A 25654-nucleotide genomic window follows, 5' to 3' on the forward strand; every position below is an offset into this window, starting at 1 on the left:
GGGCGCCCCCTTCGGTTCAATAAACGGCTATTTGCAATCTATGGTTGGAACACTCTGATTTTCAATCAAAGTCGCCAGCTTCGGCGTTCTCGATCAAGGTTGGAATGTGAGGTCCGTACTCAACCGTTTCAGACACACTCTTGGTTGGAATTGCTGTCACTGAAGGGGCTGTCAGACGTACTCCGCTTCCCACTTTACGGGCGTGTTTTGCATACAGCGTTTTGGCCCGAATGATGTCGTAGCTGTACCCACGCCCCAACCGATTGGAGACCTTGATCAGTCCGTTCAGGCATTCTGTGTAGGCATTTGTTATTCGATTGGGCGAATCCCAATAAGCGAAGATGTCGTCATAGTGGTTATGCACAGTCTTGGCAAGACCATGAAACTTCTCCATTTCCTTCTCAGGCAAACTGTTTTCCCATGCCTCAAAGGCGAGCATTGCAGCCTTTTTGTCCGGTTCGTCGTAAATCTTAAAAAAAGATTCCTTGAAGTCATAGGCCTGAGCCAAGCCGGGAATTGTCTGTCGAACAATCAGCAGCGCTTTCTGCTCTGCGGGGCTAAGGTTGTCTGGCCGCTTCAGTACAAGCCAACGGATCGACTTTTTTACTTGGATGCGTTCATCCTTGGTCAGCGTGGATTGATACTTCTTTCTCTCTTCCTCCAAGGCTTCGGATGCCATTTTCACGACATGAAACTTGTCGATGACCAGCTTTGCATTCGGCAAATATTGGCTGAATGAGCGTTTGAAGGGACGCCACATGTCCGTACAAACCCATTCAACCCGATCCTTGTTCGGCAAGTTTTCGAAGAACGGTTTCAGATGGTCTTGAGTACGAAACTCCAATATTTGAAAGACGTTATTAGTGGCAAGGTTTGTGATGACGCAGCGGTAGGCACCAGCCAAGCTAACCTCGTCAATGCCCATGATGACTGGCGTCTCATAGCGAACGGTGCTTTCCAGCTCTTCAATCAAGTCATGAGCTATGTTCTTGATCGTGTTTACCGCTAGGCCCGTCTGTTCCGCAAGGGCGTGGAAGGTCATGCCAAGGCAGCGCTGGCGAATGGCATCGACCAGACGTTTTGTAGCACGGCGCTTTTCGTCCAGAAATGGCAGTTCCGGCGTGACGGTTTTGCCACATGTGTCGCAGCGGTAACGCGGGCGGCTGATTTCCAATCGAACGGGCTGCATCTGCATTGGCGTGTCAGCAAACACGTTTGCGCGTCGCCCATGCCGATGCAGCGGTTTTGCGCAGTCAGGGCATTGCGGCAAGTCTCCCTCAACGACCTCTGCAATGACAGTGATGCCTTTACTGCCTATGCGCAGGTCGACTGGCTTTACGCCAGGCAAGTTGAGCAGATCAAACATTTAGATCACCCAGGTCAATGTTCTTCTGGTCGCGGATCAGCTCATAAATTACATCAGTTAATCCAGCCATCGCCTGACGATCCGACTTTAGAACCAACGTGGCAAGCTTTTGATGCGAGGTCAGCGCCCGCACAACGCCCTGCTGGACAGCGCCCGGCAGATTGCCTTTCAGCGCCTGATCTCGCGTGTTGTTTTCGATTTGGGCCATCACGACATCATTCTCACGGGCAATCGCAACGATGTGATTAACGAAAGTGGCCTGATCGCGCAACGGTGTGGCATCGCCAAACAGATGATTGAGTTTGTCGATAAGCTCGCGCAGGAAGTGCGGGTTGTCGCCCTTGCCGCCGCCACCGCCAGCGCCGATCGGTTTTAGAACCAGCGGATCGTCACCCTCAGAGGGGTCGTCCTCTTTGCCCTTGATGTCGAAGCCCGTGAGCACCAACCCTTTCAAGTCGACGTTCTCCGGCGTTTCGCCACTCAAGCGTTTTTGCAGCAGCCTGGCGAAGGCCGCGAAGTTCTCCAGCTCCGGGTCACCAAAGTCGATCAACTGGGCCACGTAGGCGTAGGTACGGCAGAAGCGCCCTAAACCGGACTTGAAAGCCATCAGCGTCTTGATCTGGTCGGCATGTTCTTGCCGGTGGTGATCGGCAGACTTCATGCCCGCCTCGTCGCCTTGGGTGTGCGCCTTATCGAAGGTGGCTTCCCAAGTCGCAATCGCTTCACGCAGCATCTTCAAACGCTGATTGAACAATCGCGTCGGTTTCTCGGTCGCAGCATACAGAGCCTTGTGCTGCGGCTCCTGCGCATGGGTGATGTCACGAATGGTCTTGAAACGAGCCTCTTTGAAGCTCTCCAGGTCGCTTGCCTCGTACAACCCTTGGGCGTCGAGTTGTTCCTTGATCTCGTAAACTACATTGAGGTCTTGAACATCATCAATCTGCGCCCCGTCGTCATACATGGCAAAGGCACGGCGGACGTTGGCTGGATCATTCACGAAGTCGATGATAAAGACCTCATCCTTGCCAGGTGCCATTCGGTTGAGGCGGGAGAAGGTCTGGACGATTTCCACATCGTTGGCGATCTTCTTGTCGACGTACATTGCCACCAATTTTGGTTGGTCGAAACCTGTCTGGAACTTGTCGGCTACCAGCATTACCCGGTATTCCGGGCGATCAAAGGCAAAGCGCAAGTCTTGGCCATTCACCTCGGGATTCATGCTGTCCTCGGTGAACTCCTCGCTCTCATCCACCAAGAAAGTGTCACCAACCAGACGGTCGTCGGCGGCGTGTATCACTTGCTTGCCCGTCATCTTTCCGGAGAAGGCAATCAATGAGCGAATGCCAGAATATTCCGAGTGTTTGGCAATGTAGGCGTCAAAGCTCTTCTTGTAGCGGATCGCCGCAGCCCGTGAACTGGTGACAACCATCGCCTTGCCCTTGCCATCGAGCCGGTGCGCCACGTTCTTGCTGAAGTGCTCGATGATGAATTGCACCTTCTGGGTGACATTGGTCGGGTGCAGCGACATCCATTGTGCCAAGGCCCGTTTAGCTGCCTTGCCGCTCACCCGTTTGCTATCCTCGATCTGCTTGGCGAGGTTGAACGCCGTCTTGTAGGGCACGTAGCCCAGCAGCACATCCAGAATGAAGCCTTCCTCAATGGCTTGCCGCATCGGGTAGCGGTGGAATGCGCGGGGAAGATTACTTTTCGAGGCTGGTTGTGTCGGGTCGGTCGGTCGGCCAAAGAGCATCATCGTGGAATGCTTCGGCGTGCCGGTGAAGGCGAAATAGCTGATGTTGTCCGGACGTGCCCGCGATTTTTGAAGCTGCTCAAGCAGCTCTTCCACCGTCAGCGTGCTCATCTTGCCATTGCCGCTCATGGCCAGCGCCGTCTGTAGCTTGGCGGCGGTCGAGCCGGTTTGTGAGTTATGTGCTTCGTCGATGATGACCGCGAAATTTTTACCCTTCAGCGTCTTGTCCGTCACGATGGCTTCCATCGCAAAGGGGAAGGTCTGAATGGTCACGACGATAATGGGCGTGCCCGCCAGCAAGGCATCCGCCAACTGCTGGCTCTTCGACTTCGAGGACTTCTGGCGATCAATCGCAGCGATCACGCCGAACTGATGGTCGAGCTGCTTCACCGCATCCTGAAGCTGCCCATCCAGCACATTGCGATCCGTCACGATGATGACGCTGTTGAAGATCGATTCACCATTGTCACGACGCAATTTCACCAGATCGTGCGCCGTCCATGAAATCGTGCTGGTCTTGCCGGAGCCCGCGCTGTGATCAGCCAGATACGACAAGCCGGGGCCGTTTTTCTTGGCATCGGCGATCATCTCATTGACCGCCGACCATTGGTGGAAGCGCGGGAAGATCAGCGTTTCCTTCTTCGACCAGTTGCCTTTCAGGTCAACCACATCCTTCTTTTCGACATAGACGAAGCTGTGGAAGATGCGCAGCCACGCATCCGGCTGACAGACCTGCTCCCAGAAGTAAGCAACAGGATATTCCTGTGTGCCATCGGGCTTTCTCTCACCCTCGGGGTTGCCTGCGTGGCCTTTGTCTCCCTTGTTGAATGGCAGAAAGAAGGTGTTTTCCCCGTCGAGCTTGGTGGCCATCTGGATGTCGGAGTCAGACATCGCAAAATGCACGACAGCCCCGCGCTTAAACGTCAGCAGCGGTTCCTTGCGTTTGGTCTTGGAGTCGTAGGGCAGCCGGTCGGTGCGGTACTGATCCATCGCCGCTTCTGCCGACTGGGTAAAGTCGGTCTTGAGTTCAACGGTCGCCACCGGAATGCCGTTGATGAACAGCACCAGATCAATCGCCAGCTTGCGTGATGGGTGGTACTGAAGCTGCGGCACCACACGCAGGATATTGGCGGCATAGCGCTTCAGCACGTCGGCGTTACGCATGTCTTCAGGCGCGGCTTCAGAGAGATCAAGATGCCCACACCCAGCAATGGAGAAGCCTTGACGCAGCACTTGAACCGCCCCATGCGTTTCCAGCGCCTTGGTCAGCCGATCCATCAGGGTGTCGAGCGCACGATCACCATTGTCCTTCTTGAGCTTGGCCCACTTCTCGCCTTGGCCGGAGCCTTCCAGCCAAGCAATAAGATCGTCAGCATACAACGCCCGCTCGGTATCGTATTGGGCGGTTTCGCCAACCTTCCAGCCTTGTGCCTCCAACTTGGAAACGATGTAGCTCTCGAAGTGCTTCTCTTGGTGTGCGGTGTCGCTCATGCGGACTCCCGAAGGTCGATTTGGCCGGTGACGGCAGCGGTGATGAAGGCAGCGCGGCGCTCTCTAAGCAGATCGATGCTGCGCTGGGTTTTTTCGGTGAGAAGATCAATTCGCCCGAGGGTTTGTTTCAGAGAGGTCATGATCTCGATCTGCTCATCAACAGGTGGAAACGCAAACCGGTACTCTCTGAACTTTTCGGCGGGTAGATGCGAGATCGTGGATTTCGTTTCGCCCTCTTCGAACACCCCATTCCTTTTTGCCGCGCCAAGAACATAAACATAGAACTCAACACAGTCTTTGTCTGGTGAAAGGCTTCTAAGGCGGTGAAGAGCTTTTTGGTAACCAATAACGTTGTCAGAGCCGCGCCAAACGGCAGAACGACCAATATCACCACCCTCGCACACCAAGAGGTCGCCATTCCTGACGGTGTAACGCTCGTGTTCATTTGGCGCTATATCCATTACAGGGAGTTCAGCAGTATTGATGCTGTCCCATTGAACATCCTTGTTCCTCAAATAGGGGATCGGGTGTTGCCCCGTGATGCGCTTCTCGTCCAACATCTTTCCCAGTTCAACTGAGTACCTGTAACTGAGCTTGCAAACAGCCCAATGCTCCGGCACCTCCCCAATCCACTCCACCCCAGAAGCCTTCATCTTCGCCTTGGGGTTCAGCCCCTTGGTGACGGCATGCGTGATGAGCGCCTGGCGCTTTTCCTTCAGCAGTTCGATGAAGCGGGTTTTCTTGGCAATCAAGGCGTCGAAGCGGGCGGTTTCGCGGTCAAGGCCGCTGGCAATAGAAACGCACTCCGAACGCGGAGGCATTGGAACACGCAAAGACCTTAACGCCTCAGTCGACAATTCCTGAAAGGTCGTGCCGTTACCCCGCAGCCGCAATTCTTCTCTGGCTGCAACTAACGTTGATGCCAAATAACTTGTGGGTACATCCTGCGCCGGTATTAGAGTGCGGCAGCCTTGGTTAATTGTTGAAGGGATCGTTGTTATTCCAACACTACCAATAGGTGCGCGGGTACTGAGAATCACGCTTCCAGGAGGGGATAGTTTTACAGCACAGCTTTCATAGCCCGCTTGGGTAATGTAGCGACGTGGAACTCCAAGTTCTGACGCGACTTCATTATCGATGTCTGTCGGGGTGTACCACGCAATATCCCCATCCCAGTATTCTGGTTTGCCGCTTTCGGGAGTTGTGCCATTTACGGTTTCCGCAATTACCTTGAGCGGAGTAACCCGCCAATGCTCCGGCACCTGTCCAATCCATTCCACGCCGGAATCCCGATAGACCGGGTAAGGCTTGTAGTGGCTCATGCTTGCTCTCCATCCGACGCAGCCAGGGCGGTGCGTTCCCGTGCGTGCTCGATGGCACGATGCAGACGCTCCCGCAGTACCGCAACGGGCGGCAATTCGACCAGGTATTCCGCGACCCGAATGGAGGCCTCATCCAGTTGCAGCAGTTCTACCTGCTCGGCATCGGCACTCGCGCACAAAATGAGACCAATCGGAGGTTCTTCGCCGACAGTGCGTTCGTGCTTGTCCAGCCAGCGCAGATAAAGCTCCATCTGGCCTTTGTGGCTGGGCTGGAATTTCTCCAGCTTCAGTTCAATGGCCACCAGGCGGCGCAGATGGCGGTGATAGAACAGGAGGTCGAGGTAAAAATCATCTCCACCGACGCTCATGCGCTTTTGCCGCTCAACAAAACAGAATCCGCTGCCCATTTCGAGCAGGAAGGACTCCATTTCGCGCAGGATGGCCGCCTCCAAGTCTTTTTCGCTGTAAGCGCCAGAGAGGCCAAGGAAATCGAGCAGATATGGATCACGGAACACCATATCCGGCGTCATCTGCCCGTCGCGCAAGGTGGCCAATTCCTGTCGGACAACTTCCTCGCTGTTTTTCGACAGGACCGTGCGCTCGAAAAGCATGCCGTTGATCTTCTGCCGCAAGGTACGAACACTCCAGCGCTCCACACGGCACATTTCGGCGTAGAACTCGCGGGCGAGCGGGTCTTTCAGCGGCAATAAGGCAATGAAGTGCGTCCAGGTCAATTCTCGTATCAGCGATACGACAATCCCTTCATCGGGGAACACTTCGGCGAACTGGATCATTCTGCGGAGATTTTTCTCTCCAAAACCGTTGCCGTAGTCCTGCTCCAATTGTCGTGCCAGCGATACGACAATCTGGCTACCGTAGGCAGCACGCTCACCGCCAAGAATTTCAACGCCAATTCGCTTGCCGATTTTCCAGTAGGTAAGCGTCAAGGCGCTGTTGGCGATCTGGGCAACTTGCCGCCTGGCATCGTCTATCAAGCCACGGATTTCTGACAGGAGAGCGTCCGGTGCGTGGGTTAATTGGCTCATTCTGTGGCTACCTCAGCGAGAAGTGCGGCAATCTCCGACTCAACCTGTTTCAGTTCGGCATCGATGTCATTCAGCTTGCGCGGCGGCACATATTTGTAGAAGAAGCGGTTGAAGTTGATTTCGTAACCCACGCGGCCAACTTTCTTGTCCTTCTCGTCGCAAAAGGACTCATCAATATAGGCATCCGGCAGATGTGGCAGCACCTCACGAGCAAGGTAGTCGCGGATGTCTTCGGTCAGCGGCACATTCTCGTAGTCGGTCAGTTCAGGATCGGAGATCACTACACCATTCGCATCGAGTACCGCCTCACCCTGCGGAACGCGCTGACCAAATGAATTCACCAAGGATTTCACGAAGGGTTTGCCTGCCTTGATAACCGTGCCAGCAGCCAGCACCGAACGCACCATTTCATCGGCGAAGGTTTCTGCCCAACCAACGAGTTGGGTCGTGCCCAAGTGCAGATGCAATGCGTCCAGCCAGATTTGTTGGTGCTCTGCCGATAACTTTTGCCACGCCTTTTCGTCTTGCAGCTTGGCCAGCCCTTTGTCGTCGATGACCAGCGACATGCGCAGCGGACGCAAGACCTTGATGCGGCGATAGCCAAAGCTGCGGTAATCGATCATCCGGGAGACTTCGCTGTTCTCGGCAGCGGCATAGATGTCGACGATTTGGCTGCGATGATCATCATCAACGCTGCGGCGCTTGTTGCCTTCGTTCTTGATCGACGACCAGAAACTTGTGGCATTGATCAGTTGCACCTTCTTTTCCCGGTGCGCAGCCTTTTTGTTCGAGAGGATCCAGAGGTAAGTGCCGATGCCTGTGCGGAAGAAGATTTCCGTGGGCAGCGCCACGATGGCTTCAACCAGATCGTTTTCAAGCAGCCAGCGACGAATTTCAGATTCTCCTGACGATGCGCCACCATTAAACAAGGGCGAACCGGACAACACGATAGCGGCGCGGCCACCGCCGTTCTCCGGCAACTCCAGCTTGCTGGCTAGGTGCAGCAGGAACAGCATGGAGCCGTCGTTGATGCGCGGCAGGCCTGGGCCAAAACGACCGTCGTATTTCTTTTCTTTGTGCTCGGTGTTTACGACGTCGGAATCTTTCTCCCATTTCTTGCCAAAAGGAGGATTCGAGAGGCAGTAATGGAAACGCTCGTTGGCGAACTGGTCATTGGAGAGAGTGCTGCCCAGCCGGATATTCTTCGACAGGTCGCGGCCAGGATCAGATTCCAGCGTGCGAAGCAACATGCTGGTCAGGCAGACGGCATGAGTTTCAGGCTCAAGCTCTTGTCCGTGCGGAACAAGCACAGGCGGAACTTTGAAGCGATTGCTGTATTCAGCGACGTGGTTCATGGCATCGGTCAGGAAGCCGCCTGTGCCACAGGTCGGGTCATACAGGGTGCGGATCAAACCGGGATTGGACTCGAAGAGCGCATCATCGGGATCAAGAAGCAGAGCCGTGGCCAGATGCACCACATCGCGGGGCGTCATGAAGTCCTCAGCCCCTTCATTCACCTCAGCACCAAAGCGGCGAATGAGGTGTTCGTACAGATTGCTCATGACCCGATCCGATACGACCTCTGGATGAAGATCAACGCCTGCAAAATTCTTGCAAATCTTGAATAGCACACCGGCCTTGTCGAGCCGGATAACAGTATTCGAGAAATCGAATTGCTCGAAGATAATCCGAGCATTGTCGGAGAAGTGGGCGATGTAGTCTTGGAGGTTCTGGCGGGTCTTGGTGCTGCCCAAATTACCCAGCGCGTATTCAGATGTGTTGTAGAACGGGTAGCGAGTGGCTTGACGCAGGATCAGGTCAATGTCGATCCCGGATGCCTTATGAGCAGCATGAGAGTCACAGACTTCCTTGCGGGTCGGCTCCAAAACGCACTCAAGGCGGCGCAGCAGCGTGAACGGCAATATGATTTTGCCAAAGTCGGTGTGCTTGAAATCACCCCAAAGGTCTTCAGCATTTTTCCAGATGAAATCTGCCAGTGATGCGCCTGAGCCTGTATGTTCTGCCATGCGGTTCTCCAACCATAGTTTGCATAAAACAGACTATCATGGTTGCAGGACAAATCAACCGCGTATTGCACAAAACTGACTAATGTCTATTTTTTGGGATATCGCCGATTCAACCCTAGGATGCAAATAGCCCAATAAACAGGCAAACGATTTACATCTTGGGGATTTTTGCGCCGGAACGTGAGCACCATGGTCGCTCTGGGGGGGATGCTTGGATATAATGCGCCCGCTTTTTCCATAAGGATCCATCATGACTCAAGATGAAATGAAGAAGGCGGCCGGTTGGGCTGCGCTCAAATACGTGGTACCCGGCACCATCGTCGGGGTGGGCACCGGCTCTACCGTCAATCACTTCATCGACGCACTGGCGACCATGAAAGACCAGATCAAGGGCGCGGTGTCGAGCTCCATCGCCTCCACCGAGCGCCTCAAGGGTCTCGGCATCCCGGTGTTTGACCTCAACGACATCGATGCCCTCTCCGTCTACGTGGATGGTGCCGACGAGATCAACGCCAGCCGCGACATGATCAAGGGGGGCGGCGCCGCCTTGACCCGCGAGAAGATCGTCGCCGCCGTGGCCGACCAGTTCATCTGCATCATCGACAACACCAAGACCGTCGACGTGCTGGGCACCTTCCCCCTGCCGGTGGAAGTGATCCCCATGGCCCGCGAATACGTGGCCCGCGAGATCCGCGCCCTTGGCGGCAACCCGGTGTGGCGTGAAGGGGTGGTGACCGACAACGGCAACATCATCCTGGACGTCAAGGGCATGGCCATCACCGATGCCAAGGCTCTGGAAACCCGCCTCAACAGCATCGTGGGCGTGGTCACCAACGGCCTGTTCGCCCACCGTGGCGCCGACGTTGTGCTGATCGGCACCCCCGAGGGTGTGATCACCAACTAAGGCCTGCTCCCCGGACCTCCCCCTCCGGGCAAGCCCCTGCCCGGGTCAGTCAATCTGACTGCCCCAAATGGACAACGGCGCCTCATGGCGCCGTTTCTGGTTATCCCTCAATGGCTTGTAGCAGCACATCTGCAACAATCGTTGATAACTTCAAAGAATTTGACTTTCGTCACAAATATTCCCTCTCCCAAACGTTTTTGCTACTTTACGGTTTTCTTCACACTGCAAGCCTGAACGCATTTTTCAAAACAATAGAGGGAACGTCATGACAGCCAAGTTTTCGCTGGACAAGGATAAGATCAAGGTACTGCTGCTGGAGGGAGTCCATCCCAACACGGTGGAGACCTTTCGGGCAGCCGGCTACACCAATGTGGAATATCTGAAGACGTCCCTGTCGGAAGAGGAGTTGATCGAGCGCATTCGTGACGTGCATTTCGTGGGCCTGCGTTCACGCACTCAGATCACCGAGAAGGTCCTGGATGCTGCAACCAAGCTGGTGGCCATCGGCTGCTTCTGCATCGGCACCAACCAGGTCTCCCTCGACGCCGCCCACGTGCGCGGCATCCCCGTCTTCAACGCCCCCTTCTCCAACACCCGCTCCGTGGCCGAACTGGTACTGGGGGAGATCCTGCTGCTGCTGCGCGGCATTCCCGAGAAGAACGCCAAGTGCCATCGCGGCGTTTGGGAGAAGCTGGCCAACCGCAGTGTCGAAGCCCGCGGCAAGAAGCTCGGCATCATCGGCTACGGCCACATCGGCACCCAGCTTGGCATCATCGCCGAGATGATCGGCATGAAGGTCTACTACTACGACATCGAGAACAAGCTCTCCCTTGGCAACGCCATCCAGGTGCCGAATCTGGTGGAGCTGCTCAACATGTCTGACGTCATCAGCCTGCACGTACCGGAAACCGCCTCCACCAAGGATCTCATCGGTGCAGAGCAACTGCGCATGATGAAACCGGGCGCCATCTTCATCAACGCCTCCCGCGGCACCGTGGTGGACATCGACGCCCTGGCCGACGTCATCAAGAGCGGTCACCTCTCGGGCGCCGCCATCGACGTCTTCCCGGTGGAGCCCAAGTCCAACGACGAGGAGTTCCTCACCCCCCTGCGTGGCCTGGACAACGTGATCCTGACCCCCCACATCGGCGGCTCAACCCAGGAAGCCCAGGAGAACATCGGTCTGGAAGTGGCCAACAAGCTGGTCAAATACTCCGACAACGGCTCCACCCTCTCCGCGGTCAACTTCCCGGAAGTCTCCCTGCCCGGCCACAAGGGCTCCAGCCGCCTGTTGCACATTCACCGCAACCAGCCCGGCGTGATGAACCAGATCAACCAGATCTTCGCCGACGAGGGGATCAACATCGCCGGTCAGTACCTGCAGACCAGCAGCGAGATCGGTTACGTGGTCATCGACGTCGAAACCGAGCACAGCGAGAAGGCCCTGGCCCGTCTCAAAGAGATCAATGGCACCATCCGTGCCCGGATCCTGCACTGATAAACCCTTATCTGCGCAGCAAAAAGCCCGTCGTGATGACGGGCTTTTTTATGTCAGAAGAAAGCTTGCTCTCGCAACCTACCACCAGCCCAGCAGGTTGCGGCCCACCAGGGCACCCCACACCAGGGCATTGAGGGCCAGGGCGATGAAGACGGCGGCGGAGCCCAGATCCTTGGCGCGGCCCGAGAGTTCGTGATGCTCGGAGCCGATGCGATCCACCACCGCCTCCACGGCGGAGTTGAGCACCTCGACGATCACCACCAGCCAGCTGATACAGACGAGCAGCAGGATCTCGTTGAGGGAGTCACCTATCCAGAATGCCAGCGGCATCAGCAGCAAGATGAGCAGCAGCTCCTGACGGAAGGCGGCCTCGTTGACCCAGGCCGATTTGAGACCTTTCATGCTGTAACCGGTTGCGTTGATGATGCGGGTGATCCCGGTCGCGCCTGGCTTTGCCACGATAACTACCTCATTTGAAATGGCTTTTGGGTTCACATCCTATCAGAGCCGCCCAAGGTTTCCATCGGGTGACTTTTGCTTTATTTTATTCCCTTGCATTTTGGCATCCCGCCCACCTTATCCACTCGAGAATTGAGTCGTATGTCCATTCACACCGATGAATTGCGCACCCGTCGCCTGGAGGCCCTGATCACCCCCAGCGAGCTGGCGCACGCCTTCCCGTTAACCGACACCATCGCCCAGAACCTGCTGGATGCCCGCCGCCAAGTGGAAGCCATTCTGTCCGGTGAGGATCAGCGCCTGCTGGTCATCGTCGGCCCCTGCTCCATCCACGATCCCGCCGCCGCCCACGAATACGCCCTGCGTCTGAACACCCTGCGTGAAGAGTACAAAGAGAGCCTGTGCATCGTGATGCGCACCTACTTCGAAAAGCCGCGCACCATCGTCGGCTGGAAGGGGCTCATCAATGATCCGCGCCTGGACGGCAGTTTCGACGTCAATGAAGGGCTCAAACTGGCCCGCAAACTGCTGGTGGACATCAACGAGACCGGCATGCCCACCGCCACCGAGTTCCTCGACATGGTGACCGGCCAGTACATCAGCGATCTCATCACCTGGGGCGCCATCGGCGCGCGCACCACCGAGTCCCAGGTTCACCGGGAGATGGCCTCCGCCCTCTCCTGCCCGGTGGGGTTCAAGAACGGCACCGACGGCAACACCCGCATCGCCATCGATGCGGTGCGCGCCGCCCGTCACAGCCACATCTTCTACTCCCCGGACAAGGACGGCAAGATGACCATCTACCGCACCGCCGGCAACCCCTACGGCCACGTGATCCTGCGCGGCGGCCACAGGCCCAACTACGACACCGCCAGCATCGACGAGGCGTGCGAGGCTCTGGCCCAGGTGGGCCTGCCGGAGCGCCTGGTGGTGGACTTCAGCCACGGCAACAGCATGAAGGATCACCGCCGCCAACTGCTGGTGGCCCAGGATATCTGCGATCAGCTGCGCCGCGGCCGCACCGGAATCGCCGGCATCATGGCCGAGAGCTTCCTGGTGGAAGGGCGTCAGGACGTGGAGAACGGCTGTGCCGCCACCTTCGGCCAGAGCATCACCGATGCCTGTCTGTCGTGGAGTGACACCGAAACCCTGCTGGCCATGCTGGCAGAAGCCGCCCAGGTGCGGCTGGACAAGCAGAAAGCCTGAGCAACCGCTCAACGCTCTCTCTACCAAAAGAGCCAGGCATCACGGATGCCTGGCTCTTTTCATTTCCACAGTGATTCACTCGCCCACCTTGGCTTCACTCAGCCTCTGCAGGTTTTCAATGCTGTATCCGTAGTCGACGGAGCAGCTCCCTTCTCCCACTTGTTTCAAAAGAATGGGAGAAGGGCTGGGGATGAGGGGGAAGCCCGCCTCACAGGCTCGGCATAAACCAGGTGCGGCCGGCCGCCTCGATGCGATCGGTGCGGATCTGGAACACCCGCTCCAGCAGCGCCTCGTCGATGATCCCGACGTCCCCTTCCCCCACCACGCGGCCCTGTTGCAGGCAGAGCACGCGATCCGCCCAGTCGATGGCCAGATTGATGTCGTGGATGGCCACCACCACCAGCAATCCCTGCGCGGCCAGCTGCTTGAGCAGCCGCAGCAGCGCCATCTGGTGATGCAGATCCAGCCCCGCCAGGGGTTCGTCCAGCAGCAGCACCCGCCCGGTCGGGTTGAGGCTTGGCCACAGTTGCAGCAGAGTGCGGGCGATCAGCACCCGCTGCTGCTCCCCCCCGGACAAGCGGCTGAAGTCCCGTGCCAGCAGGGGCGCCAGTTCCAGGGCGTCGCACACATCCGCCACCGCCTGTGCCTGGGCATCGGGGCCCCCCTCCTCCAGCCCCAGGCTCAGCACCTGGAACACCGGGATGTGGAACAGCTGGGGCTGGCGCTGGGGCAGCATGGCGCGCCGCGTTGCAAGCTCGGGCCAGCTCAGGGTCGTGATGACCTCTCCTCCCAGCAAGACGGCGCCATCGGCGGGCAGCAGGCCCGCCAGGGCCCCGAGCAGGGAGGACTTGCCGCTGCCGTTGGGGCCGAGCAGGGCCACCAGCTGACCACCGAACCAGGCCAGATCCAGGGGGGCGAGGCGATGGGGGATGGCCAGGGCGCGGGCCTCCAGCCGCCAGGGGGCGGGATCAGCGGGACACATCGGCATCTTGCCTCAGCAGCAGATAGATAAAGAGCGGGGCGCCCACCGAGGCGGTGATGACCCCGATGGGCAACTCACCGGCGTGCAGCGCCGAGCGGGCCACCAGATCGGCCCCGAGCAGCAGGGCGCCACCCCCAAGCGCCGAGGCGGGCAGCAGGAAGCGCTGATCGCTGCCACCGCACAGGCGCAGCAGGTGAGGCACTACCAGGCCGACGAAACCGATGACGCCGCACAGGGAGACCGCCACCCCGGTGAGCAGGCAGACCGCCAGCACCAGGCGTACCCGCATGCTGTCCACGTTCAACCCCATAAGGCGGGCCTGGGTCTCCCCCAGCAGCAGTTGTTGCAGTGCCCGCCCCTGCCAGCAGAGCCAGCCGAGGGTGAGGGGCAGCACCAGCCACCACCAGGCAAGCTGCTGGCTGCCGTAGGCGAGGCTGCCCATCATCCAGAACATGAATTCCCGCAAGGCGCCGTCGTCGGCGAAATACATCAGCCAGGTCATGGCCGCATTGGTAAGGATGCCGATGGCGACCCCGAACAGCAGCAGCCGCCCATGGCCGAGCCGTGCCCGGCGTGCGAGACGGATGAGCAGCATGGTCACCACCAGGGCGCCGCCAAAGGCCGCCAGCGACAACCCCCAACCTGGCAGATAGAGCCCGAGCCCCTTGGCCACCGCCATCGCCACCATGGCGGCGAGGCCAGCGCCGCTCGAGACGCCAAGCAGGCCGGGTTCCGCCACCGGGTTGTGCAGCATCACCTGGAGCACGGCACCACCGCAGGCAAGGGAGGCCCCCGCCAGCAGGGCCAGCAGGGCGCGCGGCAGGCGCAGCTCCAGCAGGATGCGCAGCTCCAGATCCCCCAGCGGCTGCCAGGGCAGCAGTACGAACTCCCCGAGGGCGAGGGAGAGCAGGAACAGGGCCAGGGTCAGCAGCGACAGCAGGAGCAGCCAGCGGCGCTGCCAGCGCTGCTGGCGACGGATGAGAGCGAGATACACGGGATCCCCAAGAAGCGAGGCCCGCCGGGGGGCAGGCAGGAAAGCTGCATGATAACAGCGCGTTACCACCCAAGGTCAAGGCTGGTAGGGCTTGGCCAGCGCCGCTATCTCGCCGCTCTCCACCATGGCTAGCAACGCCTGCGCCAGCTTGGGGCCCAGCTCATGGTGGGGTGAGTGCTTGCTCATCCCGAGGTAGAGCACCACCGGGCTGGAAGGGCGCCTTGACGAGGCCGGCGTCGTTGCGCTGGCTCAGGGCGTAATCCACCTGGCAGTCGGTCCCTATCATCAGGGGCAGGTGGCCCCGCTCCACCATGCGCTGCAACTGGTCTTCGGTGGGGACCCCGTGCTTGTCGAGCTGGGTGTCGCCATCGAAGGGGGGGAAGTAGGCGGAGTTGAGCACATAGCCTATCTCGCGGCCTCGCAGATCCTCGTAGCGCCTGAGACCGGCCACGGCGGCGGGCTTGCCATAGAAGGCAGGCCGGCACTGGTAATAGGACGGCTGCAGGTAGTCGATGAAGGCGGCCCGCTCCTCGGTGTGAGCCAGCCCTATCATCAGATCCACCTGACCGGTCTGCATCTGTTTGAGTGCCCGTCCCCAGGGCACCCGTTTGAGGGTGAGCACAATGCCGCTGCGTGCCTGCAACTGGCGCAGAATGTCGATATCCAGCCCCTGGAAGTCGTCGTTCTCTGCCAGCATGCGAAACGGCGGCCAGACATCGGTGGCCACCGTCAGGGTCGGCGCACCTTGCGCCCAGCAGGCAAACAACAGACAAAGCGCACCCCAGCTTGTCTTGCCCATCCAGCTTTCGCCTTCTTTTGTTACATCCTTGTGAGCTAAAAATACCCTCAAGCACCACTTATGAAAACCCATGGAGTCGAGATAAAATGCATTGATTTAAAAGGAGAACCTAATGAACCCCATCATGACCAGTATCGGCCTGCTCATCTGCAGCAACGTCTTCATGACGTTTGCCTGGTACGCCCATCTCAAGAGCATGAATCACAAACCCTGGATCATCGCCGCCCTGGTGAGCTGGGGGATAGCACTGTTCGAATACCTGTTGCAGGTGCCCGCCAACCGCATCGGCCACACCGTGCTCTCCGTCGGCCAGCTCAAGATCCTGCAGGAGGTGATCACCCTCACCGTGTTCGTTCCCTTCTCCATCTTCTATCTGAAAGAAGATCTGAAGTGGGACTACCTCTGGGCAGGTCTGTGCATCCTGGGCGCGGTCTTTTTTGTGTTCCGCGAAAAACTGACCGGCGCCTGAGGCTGTACACTCAAGCCATTCATCATCCCCCAGCCCTTTGAGCGACGAGGCCCCTCATGGAATTGAGAGACATGCTGCAGATCCTGGCCAAACAGGACGGTTCCGATCTCTATCTCTCCACCGGCGCCCCCCCCTGCGCCAAGTTCAACGGCGCCTTGCGCCCCCTCACCCAGGAGCCCCTGGGGCCGGGCGAGGTGGCCCGCATCGCCTACGACATCATGGATCTCGAGCAGAAACAGCAGTTCGAGAAAGAGCTGGAGATGAACCTCGCCATCTCCCTGCCCCAGATAGGCCGTTTTCGGGTCAACATCTTCAAGCAGCGCAATGAAGTCTCCCTGGTGGCGCGCAACATCAAGACCGAGATCCCCCGCTTCGAGGATCTCAAACTCCCTCCGGTGCTCCTCGACACCATCATGGAGAAGCGGGGTCTGGTGCTCTTCGTCGGCGGCACGGGGTCCGGCAAGTCCACGTCGCTCGCGGCCCTCATCGATCATCGCAACCGCAACAGCGGCGGCCACATCATCACCATCGAGGATCCGGTGGAGTTCGTCCATCGCCACCAGAAGAGCATCATCAACCAGCGGGAGGTGGGGGTGGATACCCGCAGCTTCCACGCGGCCCTGAAGAACACCCTGCGCCAGGCGCCGGACGTCATCCTCATCGGTGAAATCCGCGATCGGGAGACCATGGAGCATGCCCTCGCCTTCTCGGAGACCGGGCATCTGGCCATCTCCACTCTGCACGCCAACAACGCCAACCAGGCGCTGGATCGCATCATCAACTTCTTCCCGGAAGAGCGCAGACCCCAGCTGCTCAATGACCTTGGCAACAACCTCAAGGCCTTTGTCTCCCAGCGGCTGGTGAAGACCACGGACGGCGGGCGCCGGGCGGCGGTGGAGGTGATGCTCGGAACCCACACGGTGCGCGATCTCATCAAGCGCGGCGAGTTTGGCGGCCTCAAGGAGATCATGGAAAAATCCAGGGCCCTTGGCATGGTGACCTTCGACAGCACCCTGTTCGATCTGGTGGTCGAGGGGGTGATCGACGAGGAGGAGGCGGTGAAGAACGCGGACTCCCAGAACAACCTGCGCCTCAAGATCAAACTCTGGCGGGAGAAGGGCCAGATTGGCAACAGCGCGGCGGCGAGCGGCTGGAGCCTGGAGCCCACCAAGGACGAGGGCGACCTCTTCTGAGACGGGCCCGGCGGCCACGAAAAAGGGAACCCTCGGGTTCCCTTTTGCATATGGGCAGGCGTCAGCCCTTCTGGACCAGCCCTATCTGGCCGGGCTCGCACCACTCGAACGTCACCTCTTCGTGCTTGCCGCAGCAGGAGCCGCCACACAGGCGGCTCTCCCGCTTGGCGACGTGCCCCTTGCGCATCCAGACCCCGAGCATGGCCTCTACCGCATCCTCGGAGGTGTGAAAGTGGCGGGCCAGCGCCCGCCGGCTCACCTTCTTGTGAAGGGCCAGATAGTCCCCCAGTTCACGCAGGATCACAGAATCCCCCCCTCTCGGCGCACTCGCCCCTGACCATGAGCCCCTTCACAGGGTCACCACCTTGCGGGCGACGATGTCGCCGTGACGACGCCCCAGCCACCAGAGCAGCCCCAGGGAGAACAGATAGCTCAGGCTCCAGACCAGGCTCTGCGCCGGGTGGGCGGCGAAGGTCGCCAGTTGATAGAAGAGGGTGGCGCACAGGAAGGCGACGTAGTTGCACCAGGCGGCGGTGAACAGGGCCCACTGGCGACCGGTCTCTCGCACCAGGGCCCCCATGGCGGCGGCGCAGGGCATGTAGAGCAGCACGAACAGCAGGTAGGCAAAGGCTCCGGCCACGCCGTCGAAGTGGGTCTGCATGTTGCCGTAGGTGGAGGTGTCCACCTCCTGGGCCTCGGCTGCCGCCTGCTTGTCCTCCAGATCCCCCACCTTGAGCCCCATGGGATCGGCGGGGTCGATGTCCGCCAGGTTGGCGGGAATGGTGGCCAGCGCCGCTTTCAGGCTGCCCAGCAGGGAGTATTCACTCTCCTCCTCATCACCGGCGCCGCCGGCGTAGAGGCTGTTGAGGGTAGCGACCACCGCCTCCTTGGCAAAGATGCCGGTGAGGATGCCCACCGTGGCCTGCCAGTTGTCGTCCCGCACGCCTATGGGATGCAGCACCGGGGTCACGGACTGGCTCAGCTTGCTCAGCACCGAGTTCTCCTGATCCTGGTTGCCGAAGCTGCCGTCGGTGCCGAGGGAGTTGAGCACGCTCAGCACCGCCACCATCAGGACGATGGTCTTGCCCGCGCCGAAGATGAAGCCCTTGAGTTTCTGCCAGGTGCGCAGCCCCACGTCCACCGGACGGGGCCACTCGTAATCGGGCATCTCCATCACCATGGAGTCGCTCTTGCCCGGCAGCAGGGTGCTGCGCAGGAAGAGGCCGGTGAGCACCGCCACCAGGATGCCGAACAGATAGAGACCGAACACCAGGTTCTGCCCCGACTCGGGGAAGAAGGCCACCGCGAACAGGGCGTAGACCGGCAGACGGGCACCGCAGGACATGAAGGGCGCCATGGCCGAGGTCATCAGCCGCTCGCGCTCCGACCCCAGGGTCCGGGTTGCCATCACCGCGGGCACGGTGCAGCCAAAGCCCATCAGCATGGGGACGAAGGCCTTGCCGGGCAGGCCGAGGCGACGCATCAGGGCGTCCACCACGAAGGCGGCGCGGGCCAGATAGCCGGAGCTCTCCAGCACCGCGAGGAAGAGAAAGAGGCAGCCCACCACGGGGATGAAGGTCGCCACCGTCTGCAAACCGGCACCCACGCCGTCCGCGAGCACGGCCCCCAGCCAGTCGGGGGCACTCATCAGCCCCAGCAGATGGTGCACCCCATCCACGAAGAGGGCCCCCCCGAGGATGTCGAAGAAGTCGATGAAGGCGCTGCCCACCTTGATGGCGAACATGAACATCAGGTACATCACCAGCAGGAAGAAGGGGATGCCCACCCAGCGGTTGAGCAGCACCCTGTCCAGCCGTTCGCTCTGGGCGACGGTGAGCTTGTCCTGATGACGGCACGCCTGCTGGCACCAGTGGTGGATATGGCCGTAGCGCAAATCAGCGAGTTGCAGGTCGATGTCCTGGGCGTGGTGGGCGCGGCTCACCACGTTGTCGGCCGCCGCCTGCTGCCCCGCCGCCAGGGTCTCCAGCATGGCGATGTCTTCCTCCAGCAGGCGCAGGGCGCGGCCACGGCGATGCAGATGATGGGGGGCGAGCAGGGTCTCCAGCTCGGCGATGTCCCCCTCGAGGGGCTGACCGTAGTCGAGCACCAAGGCGGGCTGGGACTGGCCGATAAACTGGTGGATCCCCTCTTTAAAGGCCGCCACCTGCTGGCGATTGTGGGCCGAGAGCGACACCACGGGGCACCCCAGCGCCTTGGCGAGCAAGGCCTCGTCGATGGTGATGCGCCGCTTTTGCAGCAGATCCATCTTGTTGAGCACCACCACCATGGGCAGCCCCAGCTCCCGCAGTTGCAGGGTGAGGTAGAGGGAGCGCTCCAGGTTGGCGGCATCGATGACGTTGAGCAGCAGATCCGGCTGCTGGCGCTGGACGAAGCGGCTGGCGATCTGCTCGTCCAGGCTCGCCTCCTGGTTGGCCAGGGCATAGATGCCGGGCAGGTCCACCAGGGTGTATTCCTGCCCGCGGGCAGCAAAAGCCCCCATCTTCTTGTCGACGGTGACCCCGCTCCAGTTCCCCACCTGCTGGCGGGAGCCGGTCAGGGCGTTGAACAGGGAGGTCTTGCCGCTATTGGGATTGCCCACTGTGACCAGGTTGTAGCTCATACCGGCTCCACCTCGATTTGCTGGGCCAGACTCCGCTGCATGGAGAGGCAGATGCCCTGGCACTGGATCTGGAGCGGGTCCCCCAGGGGGGCGGCCCGTAGATAGAGGATCTCGGTCTGGGGCAGCAGCCCCATCACCATCAGCTTGCGCCGCAAGGCGCGGCCAAGGTGGTTCATGTGCGTGATGCGAGCGCTCTGTCCCGGCGACAGCTCTGTGAGTACCATGACGGGCTCCTGAAGTTAAACAAGAATAATTCGCTTTTAATGGGGGGATTATAAGCTGTGCCCTCAACATTTATTTGCGTAAAATCAAACTCCGCTTAGCTAACCGACAAAGTAATGCCATGAGTCACGACAACAACAGCCGCCTGGTCTACAGCACGGACGGCGGCATGATCAAGGAATCCGCCCCCGCCCAGCACGCCTCCCCCTTCCCCGCCGACGGGGTCGTGCGCATCCGCCGCGAGACCAAGGGACGCAAGGGGGCCGGGGTCATCAGCATCCACGGCGTTCCCGCCGACCAGCAGAAGGCCCTCGCCACCCTGCTCAAGAAGAAGTGCGGTACCGGCGGCGGTCTCAAGGAGGGGGTCATCGAGATCCAGGGGGACAAACGGGACCTCATCAAGGCCGAACTGGAGAAGGCCGGCTTTCAGGTCAAGCTGGTGGGGGGATAATTCCCCATCCCGCGCCTTGCCTCACCGGGGGTTTTTCCCTAGAATGCCCGCTCCCATCGAGGGGGAGTAGTCTCGCCACGGACCCGTTCCGTGCGCGATCCTGATCAACATACTTGGTGCCAACTCACCATGGTCAGGGTGATCCGGGCAATGCCGGATTTGACAAGACCTTTGACGGGCCAGTGCCAAAACCGGGGACGGATGGCGCAGGCTTGTCTTTGGTTTATAACAATTCCGTCCCCCGGTCATTTTTATGGAAGCCTTGTTAACCTCCACCATCAGCGTTGCCATCGCCGAGATCGGCGACAAGACACAGCTGCTGGCCCTGTTGCTCATCTGTCGTTTTCGCAAACCCTGGCCCATCATCGCCGGCATGCTGGCTGCCACCCTGCTCAACCACGCGGGTGCCGCCTGGATAGGGGAATTCATCAGTCGCTGGATGGATCCCAAGGTGATGACCTGGTTGGTCGCTGGCGCCTTCATCGCCATGGCCGCCTGGATCCTGGTGCCGGACAAGATGGACGATGAAGAGAGTTCCCTGGACAAGTACGGCCCCTTCATGGCCACCTTCGTGCTCTTCTTCATCGCCGAGATCGGTGACAAGACCCAGATAGCCACCGTGCTGCTGGCAGCCAAGTACGACTCCCTGATCCAGGTGATCACCGGTACCACCCTCGGCATGATGCTGGCCAACGTGCCCGTGGTGCTGCTCGGCAAGCTCGGGGCCGACAAGCTCCCCCTCAAGGGGATCCGCATTGCCTGCGCCATCCTCTTTGCGGGGCTTGGCATCTCCACCCTGATCTTCGCCTGACTTCCATAGAAGCCGGCGGGAGATCAGCGTGAGCACTGATCGCCACCGCCGCCCCGGACGTCCTTCAGGCCCCCTCCTCACGGCGGGGGCCTTTTTAGTGCAAAGACATGGCCCCGTGCCACGACCTGTGTCGCAACGCCGACGGCGCACCTGCCCCGAGACGCGGCGCCGTGCCATAATGCCTTATCTTTCAGGCATCACGGCTTCAGGAGCCCCCATGCACCTCACCTCAAGACAGACCCTGCTCGACTGGGTCAGGCGCGGCCGCCTGCCACGGGCCTCGCTGCCTGCCGCCCTGGCCCTGTGCGATCTGCCCCCCGGCCCTGCCCGCTGGCAGTGGCTGTTCGACAGGCTGCTGCTCTGGCTCGGCTGCCTCTGCCTTGGCGCCGGCCTCGTCTTCTTCGTCGCCTTCAACTGGCAGGCCCTGGGGCGCCTCTCACGTCTCGCCCTGCTGGAGCTGCCGTTGCTCGCCATGCTCCTGGTGCTCTGGCGCAAACACATGAGTGACACCCCGCGCCAGGCCCTGCTGCTCGCCCTGGCCCTCAACCTCGGCGCCCTGCTCGCCCTGGTGGGCCAGACCTACCAGACCGGCGCCGACCCCTGGCAGCTCTTCGCCACCTGGGCCCTGATGCTGCTGCCGCTGGCGGCCCTTGGCAGAAGCCCGCTGCTCTGGACCCTGGCCTGGCTGCTCGGTCAGCTCGCCCTGGTGCTCTACTGGCGGCTCGGCCTTCTCGATCTCTTCTTCTCCTTCAACGAGGAGGCCCTCGGCTGGTGCCTGACCCTGCTCAACGCCGCCCTCTGGGGTCTGCTCATCCTGGTGCCCGCCCGCTACGCCCTGATGCCCTCCTGGCTCGCGGGGCTGGCCGCGGGGCTCGGCATCACCCTGCTCACCCTGCTGGCCCTGTTCGATGCCGCCTCTCCCTGGGTCTGGCCTGCCTGGCTCGCCTGGCTCGGCGCCGCCTACCTGCGCTGGCACCACAGGTTCATCGCCGGGCTCGCCATGGGGTGCCTGAGCCTCATCGCCGTGATCCTCGCGGCCCTTGGCAAGTGGATGGAGCCGGACATGAACGGCTTTTTGCTGCTGGCCCTCATCGCCATCGGCCTGTCGGTGATGGCCAGCCGCTGGCTGCAACAACAACGGAGGCTGCATGTCTGATCTCACCCCCTGGGAGCGCCTGCGTGCTGCCCAACTTGTGGAAGGGGATGCCCCCCGGGATGAACAGCCCCACTGGTCGGGCCGTTTTCTGCTCGGCATGGTGGGCTGGATAGCCGCCCTCTTCCTGCTCTTCTTCCTCTTCATGGCCTTCGAGCAGCTGACCCGCGACCCCAACAACGCCCTCACCATGGGGATGGTGCTGATGGCCGCCGCCCTCGGTCTCAACCGCATGGCGACCCGCAGCGATCTCTGGGATCAGTTTGTGCTGGCGCTGGCGCTGGCGGCAGATGCCTGGCTGCTCTACGGCCTGCTGGACAGGCTGGATCTGAACGTCGCGTGGCTCTGGTTCGGGCTGACCGCCTTCTCCCTCGGGGTGGCCGCCCTGTTCGAGCACTGGCTGATCAGGCTGTTCCACAGCTTCGCCGCCGCCATCCTGCTCACCCTCGCCCTCGCCTGCCTCGGCCTGCACCTGCTGGCCCTGCCGCTGGTGATGGGCGCCGTCGCCCTGTGCTGGCTGCAGGCGGAGCGCGATCCCGCCCGCCATCTGCTCTATGAATCCCTCACCCTGGGGCTGGCACTCTCCCTGCTGGTGCTGGGACGGCTGCACCACCCCCTGTTGGAGGGAGGCACCAGCGTGCTCAATGAGCTCGGCAGCTCCCGCCTGCCCCTCTGGCTCAATCCCCTGCTCTGCGCCGCCCTGCTGCTCGCGGTCATGGTTCGCCTCAGGCTGCCGCTGCGCTACGGGCTGCCGCTGGTGGTGATCAGCGCCATCATTCCCGGCATGGGGGCTGGCGCCCTGGTGCTGGTGCTCGGCTTCTACGCCGGCAGCCTGGCCCTGATGACCCTGGCAGGCCTCCTGCTGCTCGGCTTTGGCTCCCTCTATTACTACGATCTGGGGCTGACCCTGATGACCAAGTCCTGGCTGCTGCTCGCCTCGGGGGCCCTGCTGCTCGGTACCCGTCAGTGGCTCAAGCACCTTCACAACGGGAGCCCCTCATGAGACGCCTCGCCTTTTTGCTGACCGGTCTTGCCCTGCTCGCCGGCATCAACGCCGCCGTCTGGCGCTTCGAGCACGCCATGAGCCAGGGGGAGGTGGTGCTGATCGAGCTGGCACCGGTCGACCCCCGCTCCCTGATGCAGGGGGACTACATGCGCCTGAACTACGCCCTCGCCCGCCAGCTGGCGGGCCGCCAGGCCGCCGCCGGCCCCCACACCCTGGTCGTTCGCCTGGATGAACATCAGGTGGTGCACTGGGTGGAAGGGGGTAAGCCCGAGGCCCCGGGCCCGGGGGAGCGTCTGCTCAAGGTGCGCCAGCGCGACGGCCAGTGGTTTATCGGGCCTGACGCCTTCTTCTTCGAAGAGGGCACGGGAGATCAGTATGAGTCGGCCCGCTACGGCGAGTTTCGTCTGCAGGAGGATGGCAGCACCCTGCTGGTGGGGCTGAGGGATGAGGCGTTCACCCCCCTGGGTCACACCCGCCCGGCCTGGTAAAAAGGGGGCGCCGACCCGGTTGTGAGTGGCAAGATGATGACGGCCCCCGGCGGATAACGTCTGCGCCGGGTGGCGAAACGCCGTGACTTGGCAACACTTGAAACTGGGCACTCGGCAGCAGGACAGTCAGGATGAACATAGACATTGCAGTCCCCCTTCGCAGACTGGTCGCCTGCGCCGCCCTCGCGGCCATGGTCTGGGGCACTCCCGCGACCCAGGCCAGCCCGGCGCTCGCCAGCCTGCACTACCTCACCGAAGAGTACAAACCCTACAACTTCACCGGGGAGGATGGCGCCCCGACCGGCTTTGCCATCGACCTGCTGCACCTGGTGTGGCAAAAGACCGGCACCCCTGTCCAGCCCGTCAGCATCCTCCCCTGGGCCAGGGGTTACTACCTGCTGACCCAGAAACCCAATGTGGTGCTCTTCTCCACCGCCCGCACCGAGGCGCGCAATCCCCTGTTCAAGTGGGCCTGCCCCATCGGCTATGCCGAGATAGTGTTGATGGGGCTCGCCAGTCGCCCCCTGACCTTGACCCGCCTGGAAGATGCCCAGCGCTACACCATAGGCGCCGTGCGATCCGATGTGGGGGAGCAACTGCTGCTCAACGCCGGCTTCGACGAGCAGAAGATCATGACCGCCAACCGCCTCTCCCAGGCCCTGCGCATGCTCACCTCGGGCCGGGTCGAGCTGATCTCCAGCAACAAATCCACCCTGCTGGATCTCATCAAGACCCAGCAGCTGGATCCCGCCCAGTTCGAGGTGCGCTGGATGTTGAGCTCCGAGCAGTACTGCTTCGCCTTCAGCCACCCGGTTGACGATGCCCTGGTCAGGGAGTTCCAGATCGGCCTGAACCAGGTGCTGGCCAGCAGCGACTTCCAGCAGCTCCAGCACAAATACTTCCCCTCCCCCTGACCCCTTCCCCCGCCGGGGCCGCCAAGGCCCCGGCCCACCTTTGAGCCAGCGCACGAAACCCGTTTAATGTTCGCCACTTGCAACGACAAGGGGTGACGCAGACCGTCCTGGGTCCGTAATATAGGGTGCAGGAGCCTGTTGGCCCCTTTTTCACGGCAAGGGGCAGGGCGCACGGTGGCAGCGACAGTCAGGGGCGGCAGCGTGCCCGCCGACCGCCTTCATCGGGCAGCGCCGCGCTCACGCCCTTCCCCGCCATCTCTCCGATCTCTTGGGAACACACATGCACAACACAGCGAAATGGTTGATGAGTCTCTCGGTCTGCGCCCTTCTGATGGCCTGCGGCGGTGACAAGACCACCGGCAAGGCCTGTCTCTGACTCTTATACACAAGTAGCGCCCTGAACGGAACCATTCCCGTTTTCCAGGATCTGATCTTCCATGTGACCTCCTAACATGGTAACGATCATGATAACTTCTGCTCTTC

General features: G+C 60.7%; 22 protein-coding genes and 1 pseudogene. 11 read left to right on the plus strand and 12 right to left on the minus strand.

Translation table 11 applies throughout. The features are described 5' to 3' along the window. Positions 1-61 precede the first annotated feature (61 nt). From PG883_RS14710 to PG883_RS14730, 5 genes are read right to left on the minus strand one after another with little or no spacing between them, the layout of a single operon-like run. Entirely contained in the window at positions 62-1366 is a 1305-nt protein-coding gene (locus tag PG883_RS14710; protein ID WP_076611309.1) for an ISL3-like element ISSm4 family transposase, read from the minus strand. After that, a complete protein-coding gene (locus PG883_RS14715) occupies positions 1359-4607 on the minus strand; it encodes a type I restriction endonuclease subunit R (RefSeq protein ID WP_100229851.1) in 3249 nt (1082 codons plus the stop codon). The genes PG883_RS14710 and PG883_RS14715 overlap by 8 nt, the downstream gene beginning before the upstream one ends. Continuing rightward, the gene (locus tag PG883_RS14720) at positions 4604-5929 is read right to left on the minus strand and encodes a restriction endonuclease subunit S (RefSeq protein ID WP_025760282.1); all 1326 of its coding nucleotides are present in this window, start codon (positions 5927-5929) and stop codon (positions 4604-4606) included. The genes PG883_RS14715 and PG883_RS14720 overlap by 4 nt, the downstream gene beginning before the upstream one ends. Next, positions 5926-6975, minus strand: coding sequence for a PDDEXK nuclease domain-containing protein (locus tag PG883_RS14725; RefSeq protein ID WP_100229850.1), 1050 nt, complete (start codon positions 6973-6975; stop codon positions 5926-5928). Before PG883_RS14725 ends, PG883_RS14720 begins: the two co-directional genes overlap by 4 nt. Next, positions 6972-9002, minus strand: a complete 2031-nt coding sequence (locus tag PG883_RS14730) for a type I restriction-modification system subunit M (RefSeq protein WP_100229849.1) — start codon at positions 9000-9002, stop codon at positions 6972-6974. Before PG883_RS14730 ends, PG883_RS14725 begins: the two co-directional genes overlap by 4 nt. Before the next feature lie 250 nt (positions 9003-9252). On the opposite strand from PG883_RS14730, the gene rpiA reads away from it, so the two are divergent. Both rpiA and serA read left to right on the plus strand, forming a co-directional pair. Next, a complete protein-coding gene (gene rpiA / locus PG883_RS14735; RefSeq protein WP_039040383.1) occupies positions 9253-9906 on the plus strand; it encodes a ribose-5-phosphate isomerase RpiA in 654 nt (217 codons plus the stop codon). A gap of 265 nt (positions 9907-10171) precedes the next feature. Continuing rightward, on the plus strand, positions 10172-11404 hold the full coding sequence (gene serA, locus PG883_RS14740; RefSeq protein ID WP_039040384.1) for a phosphoglycerate dehydrogenase: 1233 nt from the start codon (positions 10172-10174) through the stop codon (positions 11402-11404). A 78-nt stretch (positions 11405-11482) separates the two neighbouring features. On the opposite strand, the gene PG883_RS14745 is transcribed toward serA, so the two are convergent. Beyond that, positions 11483-11863, minus strand: a complete 381-nt coding sequence (locus PG883_RS14745; protein WP_052816484.1) for a diacylglycerol kinase — start codon at positions 11861-11863, stop codon at positions 11483-11485. A 141-nt stretch (positions 11864-12004) separates the two neighbouring features. Here PG883_RS14745 and PG883_RS14750 point away from each other — a divergent pair, with 141 nt between their 5' ends. Further along, positions 12005-13069, plus strand: a complete 1065-nt coding sequence (locus PG883_RS14750) for a 3-deoxy-7-phosphoheptulonate synthase (RefSeq protein ID WP_010675196.1) — start codon at positions 12005-12007, stop codon at positions 13067-13069. Positions 13070-13277: 208 nt separating this feature from the next. On the opposite strand, the gene PG883_RS14755 is transcribed toward PG883_RS14750, so the two are convergent. The 3 genes and pseudogenes from PG883_RS14755 to PG883_RS14765 all read right to left on the minus strand — a co-directional run bounded on the left by PG883_RS14755 (position 13278) and on the right by PG883_RS14765 (position 15844). Continuing rightward, entirely contained in the window at positions 13278-14051 is a 774-nt protein-coding gene (locus PG883_RS14755) for an ATP-binding cassette domain-containing protein (protein WP_103858267.1), read from the minus strand. Continuing rightward, positions 14038-15045, minus strand: a complete 1008-nt coding sequence (gene btuC / locus PG883_RS14760; RefSeq protein ID WP_039041213.1) for a vitamin B12 ABC transporter permease BtuC — start codon at positions 15043-15045, stop codon at positions 14038-14040. The genes PG883_RS14755 and btuC overlap by 14 nt, the downstream gene beginning before the upstream one ends. A 75-nt stretch (positions 15046-15120) precedes the next feature. Next, positions 15121-15844: pseudogene (locus PG883_RS14765) on the minus strand (substrate-binding periplasmic protein). 112 nt (positions 15845-15956) lie between these two features. On the opposite strand from PG883_RS14765, the gene PG883_RS14770 reads away from it, so the two are divergent. Both PG883_RS14770 and tapW read left to right on the plus strand, forming a co-directional pair. Continuing rightward, complete coding sequence (locus tag PG883_RS14770) at positions 15957-16313, plus strand: DMT family protein (protein ID WP_010675200.1); 357 nt, start codon at positions 15957-15959, stop codon at positions 16311-16313. A 56-nt stretch (positions 16314-16369) separates the two neighbouring features. Then, positions 16370-17506 carry a type IVa pilus ATPase TapW gene (gene tapW / locus PG883_RS14775; RefSeq protein ID WP_029314740.1) on the plus strand — a complete coding sequence of 379 codons (1137 nt, stop codon included), beginning with the start codon at positions 16370-16372 and terminating at the stop codon, positions 17504-17506. Positions 17507-17567: 61 nt separating this feature from the next. Here tapW and PG883_RS14780 read toward each other — a convergent pair whose 3' ends face one another. Genes PG883_RS14780 through PG883_RS14790 form a run of 3 tightly spaced genes read right to left on the minus strand, consistent with a single transcriptional unit; the run spans position 17568 to position 20350 of the window. Beyond that, positions 17568-17810: a FeoC-like transcriptional regulator gene (locus tag PG883_RS14780; RefSeq protein WP_045524273.1), complete on the minus strand. Its 243-nt coding sequence runs from the start codon at positions 17808-17810 to the stop codon at positions 17568-17570. 45 nt (positions 17811-17855) lie between these two features. Next, positions 17856-20126 (minus strand): Fe(2+) transporter permease subunit FeoB, encoded by a 2271-nt coding sequence (gene feoB, locus PG883_RS14785; RefSeq protein WP_216986899.1) that lies wholly within the window; start codon positions 20124-20126, stop codon positions 17856-17858. After that, positions 20123-20350, minus strand: a complete 228-nt coding sequence (locus tag PG883_RS14790; RefSeq protein WP_010675204.1) for a FeoA family protein — start codon at positions 20348-20350, stop codon at positions 20123-20125. Before PG883_RS14790 ends, feoB begins: the two co-directional genes overlap by 4 nt. A gap of 119 nt (positions 20351-20469) precedes the next feature. Between PG883_RS14790 and PG883_RS14795 the strand changes: the two genes are divergently transcribed. The 6 genes from PG883_RS14795 (at position 20470) to PG883_RS14820 (ending at position 25171) form a co-directional block, all read left to right on the plus strand. Continuing rightward, entirely contained in the window at positions 20470-20799 is a 330-nt protein-coding gene (locus PG883_RS14795; RefSeq protein WP_042864056.1) for a translation initiation factor, read from the plus strand. A 253-nt stretch (positions 20800-21052) separates the two neighbouring features. Continuing rightward, positions 21053-21610 (plus strand): TMEM165/GDT1 family protein, encoded by a 558-nt coding sequence (locus tag PG883_RS14800; protein WP_010675206.1) that lies wholly within the window; start codon positions 21053-21055, stop codon positions 21608-21610. Between the two features lie 217 nt (positions 21611-21827). Next, on the plus strand, positions 21828-22766 hold the full coding sequence (locus PG883_RS14805) for a DUF2157 domain-containing protein (protein ID WP_270807348.1): 939 nt from the start codon (positions 21828-21830) through the stop codon (positions 22764-22766). Beyond that, complete coding sequence (locus PG883_RS14810) at positions 22759-23766, plus strand: DUF4401 domain-containing protein (protein WP_270807349.1); 1008 nt, start codon at positions 22759-22761, stop codon at positions 23764-23766. The genes PG883_RS14805 and PG883_RS14810 overlap by 8 nt, the downstream gene beginning before the upstream one ends. Continuing rightward, positions 23763-24257 (plus strand): GDYXXLXY domain-containing protein, encoded by a 495-nt coding sequence (locus tag PG883_RS14815; RefSeq protein ID WP_109422597.1) that lies wholly within the window; start codon positions 23763-23765, stop codon positions 24255-24257. The genes PG883_RS14810 and PG883_RS14815 overlap by 4 nt, the downstream gene beginning before the upstream one ends. Positions 24258-24448: 191 nt before the next feature. Beyond that, complete coding sequence (locus PG883_RS14820) at positions 24449-25171, plus strand: substrate-binding periplasmic protein (RefSeq protein ID WP_270807350.1); 723 nt, start codon at positions 24449-24451, stop codon at positions 25169-25171. Positions 25172-25654 lie beyond the last annotated feature (483 nt).

It is taken from the genome of Aeromonas sp. QDB25 (assembly GCF_027707725.1).
GTDB lineage: Bacteria > Pseudomonadota > Gammaproteobacteria > Enterobacterales > Aeromonadaceae > Aeromonas > Aeromonas caviae.

Excerpts from the sequence above, each read along its gene's own strand:
- PG883_RS14710 (WP_076611309.1), bottom strand. The coding sequence starts at position 1,366 with ATGTTTGATCTGCTCAACTTGCCTGGCGTAAAGCCAGTCGACCTGCGC.
- PG883_RS14715 (WP_100229851.1), bottom strand. The coding sequence starts at position 4,607 with ATGAGCGACACCGCACACCAAGAGAAGCACTTCGAGAGCTACATCGTT.
- PG883_RS14720 (WP_025760282.1), bottom strand. The coding sequence starts at position 5,929 with ATGAGCCACTACAAGCCTTACCCGGTCTATCGGGATTCCGGCGTGGAA.
- PG883_RS14725 (WP_100229850.1), bottom strand. The coding sequence starts at position 6,975 with ATGAGCCAATTAACCCACGCACCGGACGCTCTCCTGTCAGAAATCCGT.
- PG883_RS14730 (WP_100229849.1), bottom strand. The coding sequence starts at position 9,002 with ATGGCAGAACATACAGGCTCAGGCGCATCACTGGCAGATTTCATCTGG.
- rpiA (WP_039040383.1), top strand. The coding sequence starts at position 9,253 with ATGACTCAAGATGAAATGAAGAAGGCGGCCGGTTGGGCTGCGCTCAAA.
- serA (WP_039040384.1), top strand. The coding sequence starts at position 10,172 with ATGACAGCCAAGTTTTCGCTGGACAAGGATAAGATCAAGGTACTGCTG.
- PG883_RS14750 (WP_010675196.1), top strand. The coding sequence starts at position 12,005 with ATGTCCATTCACACCGATGAATTGCGCACCCGTCGCCTGGAGGCCCTG.
- PG883_RS14755 (WP_103858267.1), bottom strand. The coding sequence starts at position 14,051 with ATGTGTCCCGCTGATCCCGCCCCCTGGCGGCTGGAGGCCCGCGCCCTG.
- PG883_RS14770 (WP_010675200.1), top strand. The coding sequence starts at position 15,957 with ATGAACCCCATCATGACCAGTATCGGCCTGCTCATCTGCAGCAACGTC.
- tapW (WP_029314740.1), top strand. The coding sequence starts at position 16,370 with ATGGAATTGAGAGACATGCTGCAGATCCTGGCCAAACAGGACGGTTCC.
- feoB (WP_216986899.1), bottom strand. The coding sequence starts at position 20,126 with ATGAGCTACAACCTGGTCACAGTGGGCAATCCCAATAGCGGCAAGACC.
- PG883_RS14790 (WP_010675204.1), bottom strand. The coding sequence starts at position 20,350 with ATGGTACTCACAGAGCTGTCGCCGGGACAGAGCGCTCGCATCACGCAC.
- PG883_RS14795 (WP_042864056.1), top strand. The coding sequence starts at position 20,470 with ATGAGTCACGACAACAACAGCCGCCTGGTCTACAGCACGGACGGCGGC.
- PG883_RS14800 (WP_010675206.1), top strand. The coding sequence starts at position 21,053 with ATGGAAGCCTTGTTAACCTCCACCATCAGCGTTGCCATCGCCGAGATC.
- PG883_RS14805 (WP_270807348.1), top strand. The coding sequence starts at position 21,828 with ATGCACCTCACCTCAAGACAGACCCTGCTCGACTGGGTCAGGCGCGGC.
- PG883_RS14810 (WP_270807349.1), top strand. The coding sequence starts at position 22,759 with ATGTCTGATCTCACCCCCTGGGAGCGCCTGCGTGCTGCCCAACTTGTG.
- PG883_RS14815 (WP_109422597.1), top strand. The coding sequence starts at position 23,763 with ATGAGACGCCTCGCCTTTTTGCTGACCGGTCTTGCCCTGCTCGCCGGC.
- PG883_RS14820 (WP_270807350.1), top strand. The coding sequence starts at position 24,449 with ATGGTCTGGGGCACTCCCGCGACCCAGGCCAGCCCGGCGCTCGCCAGC.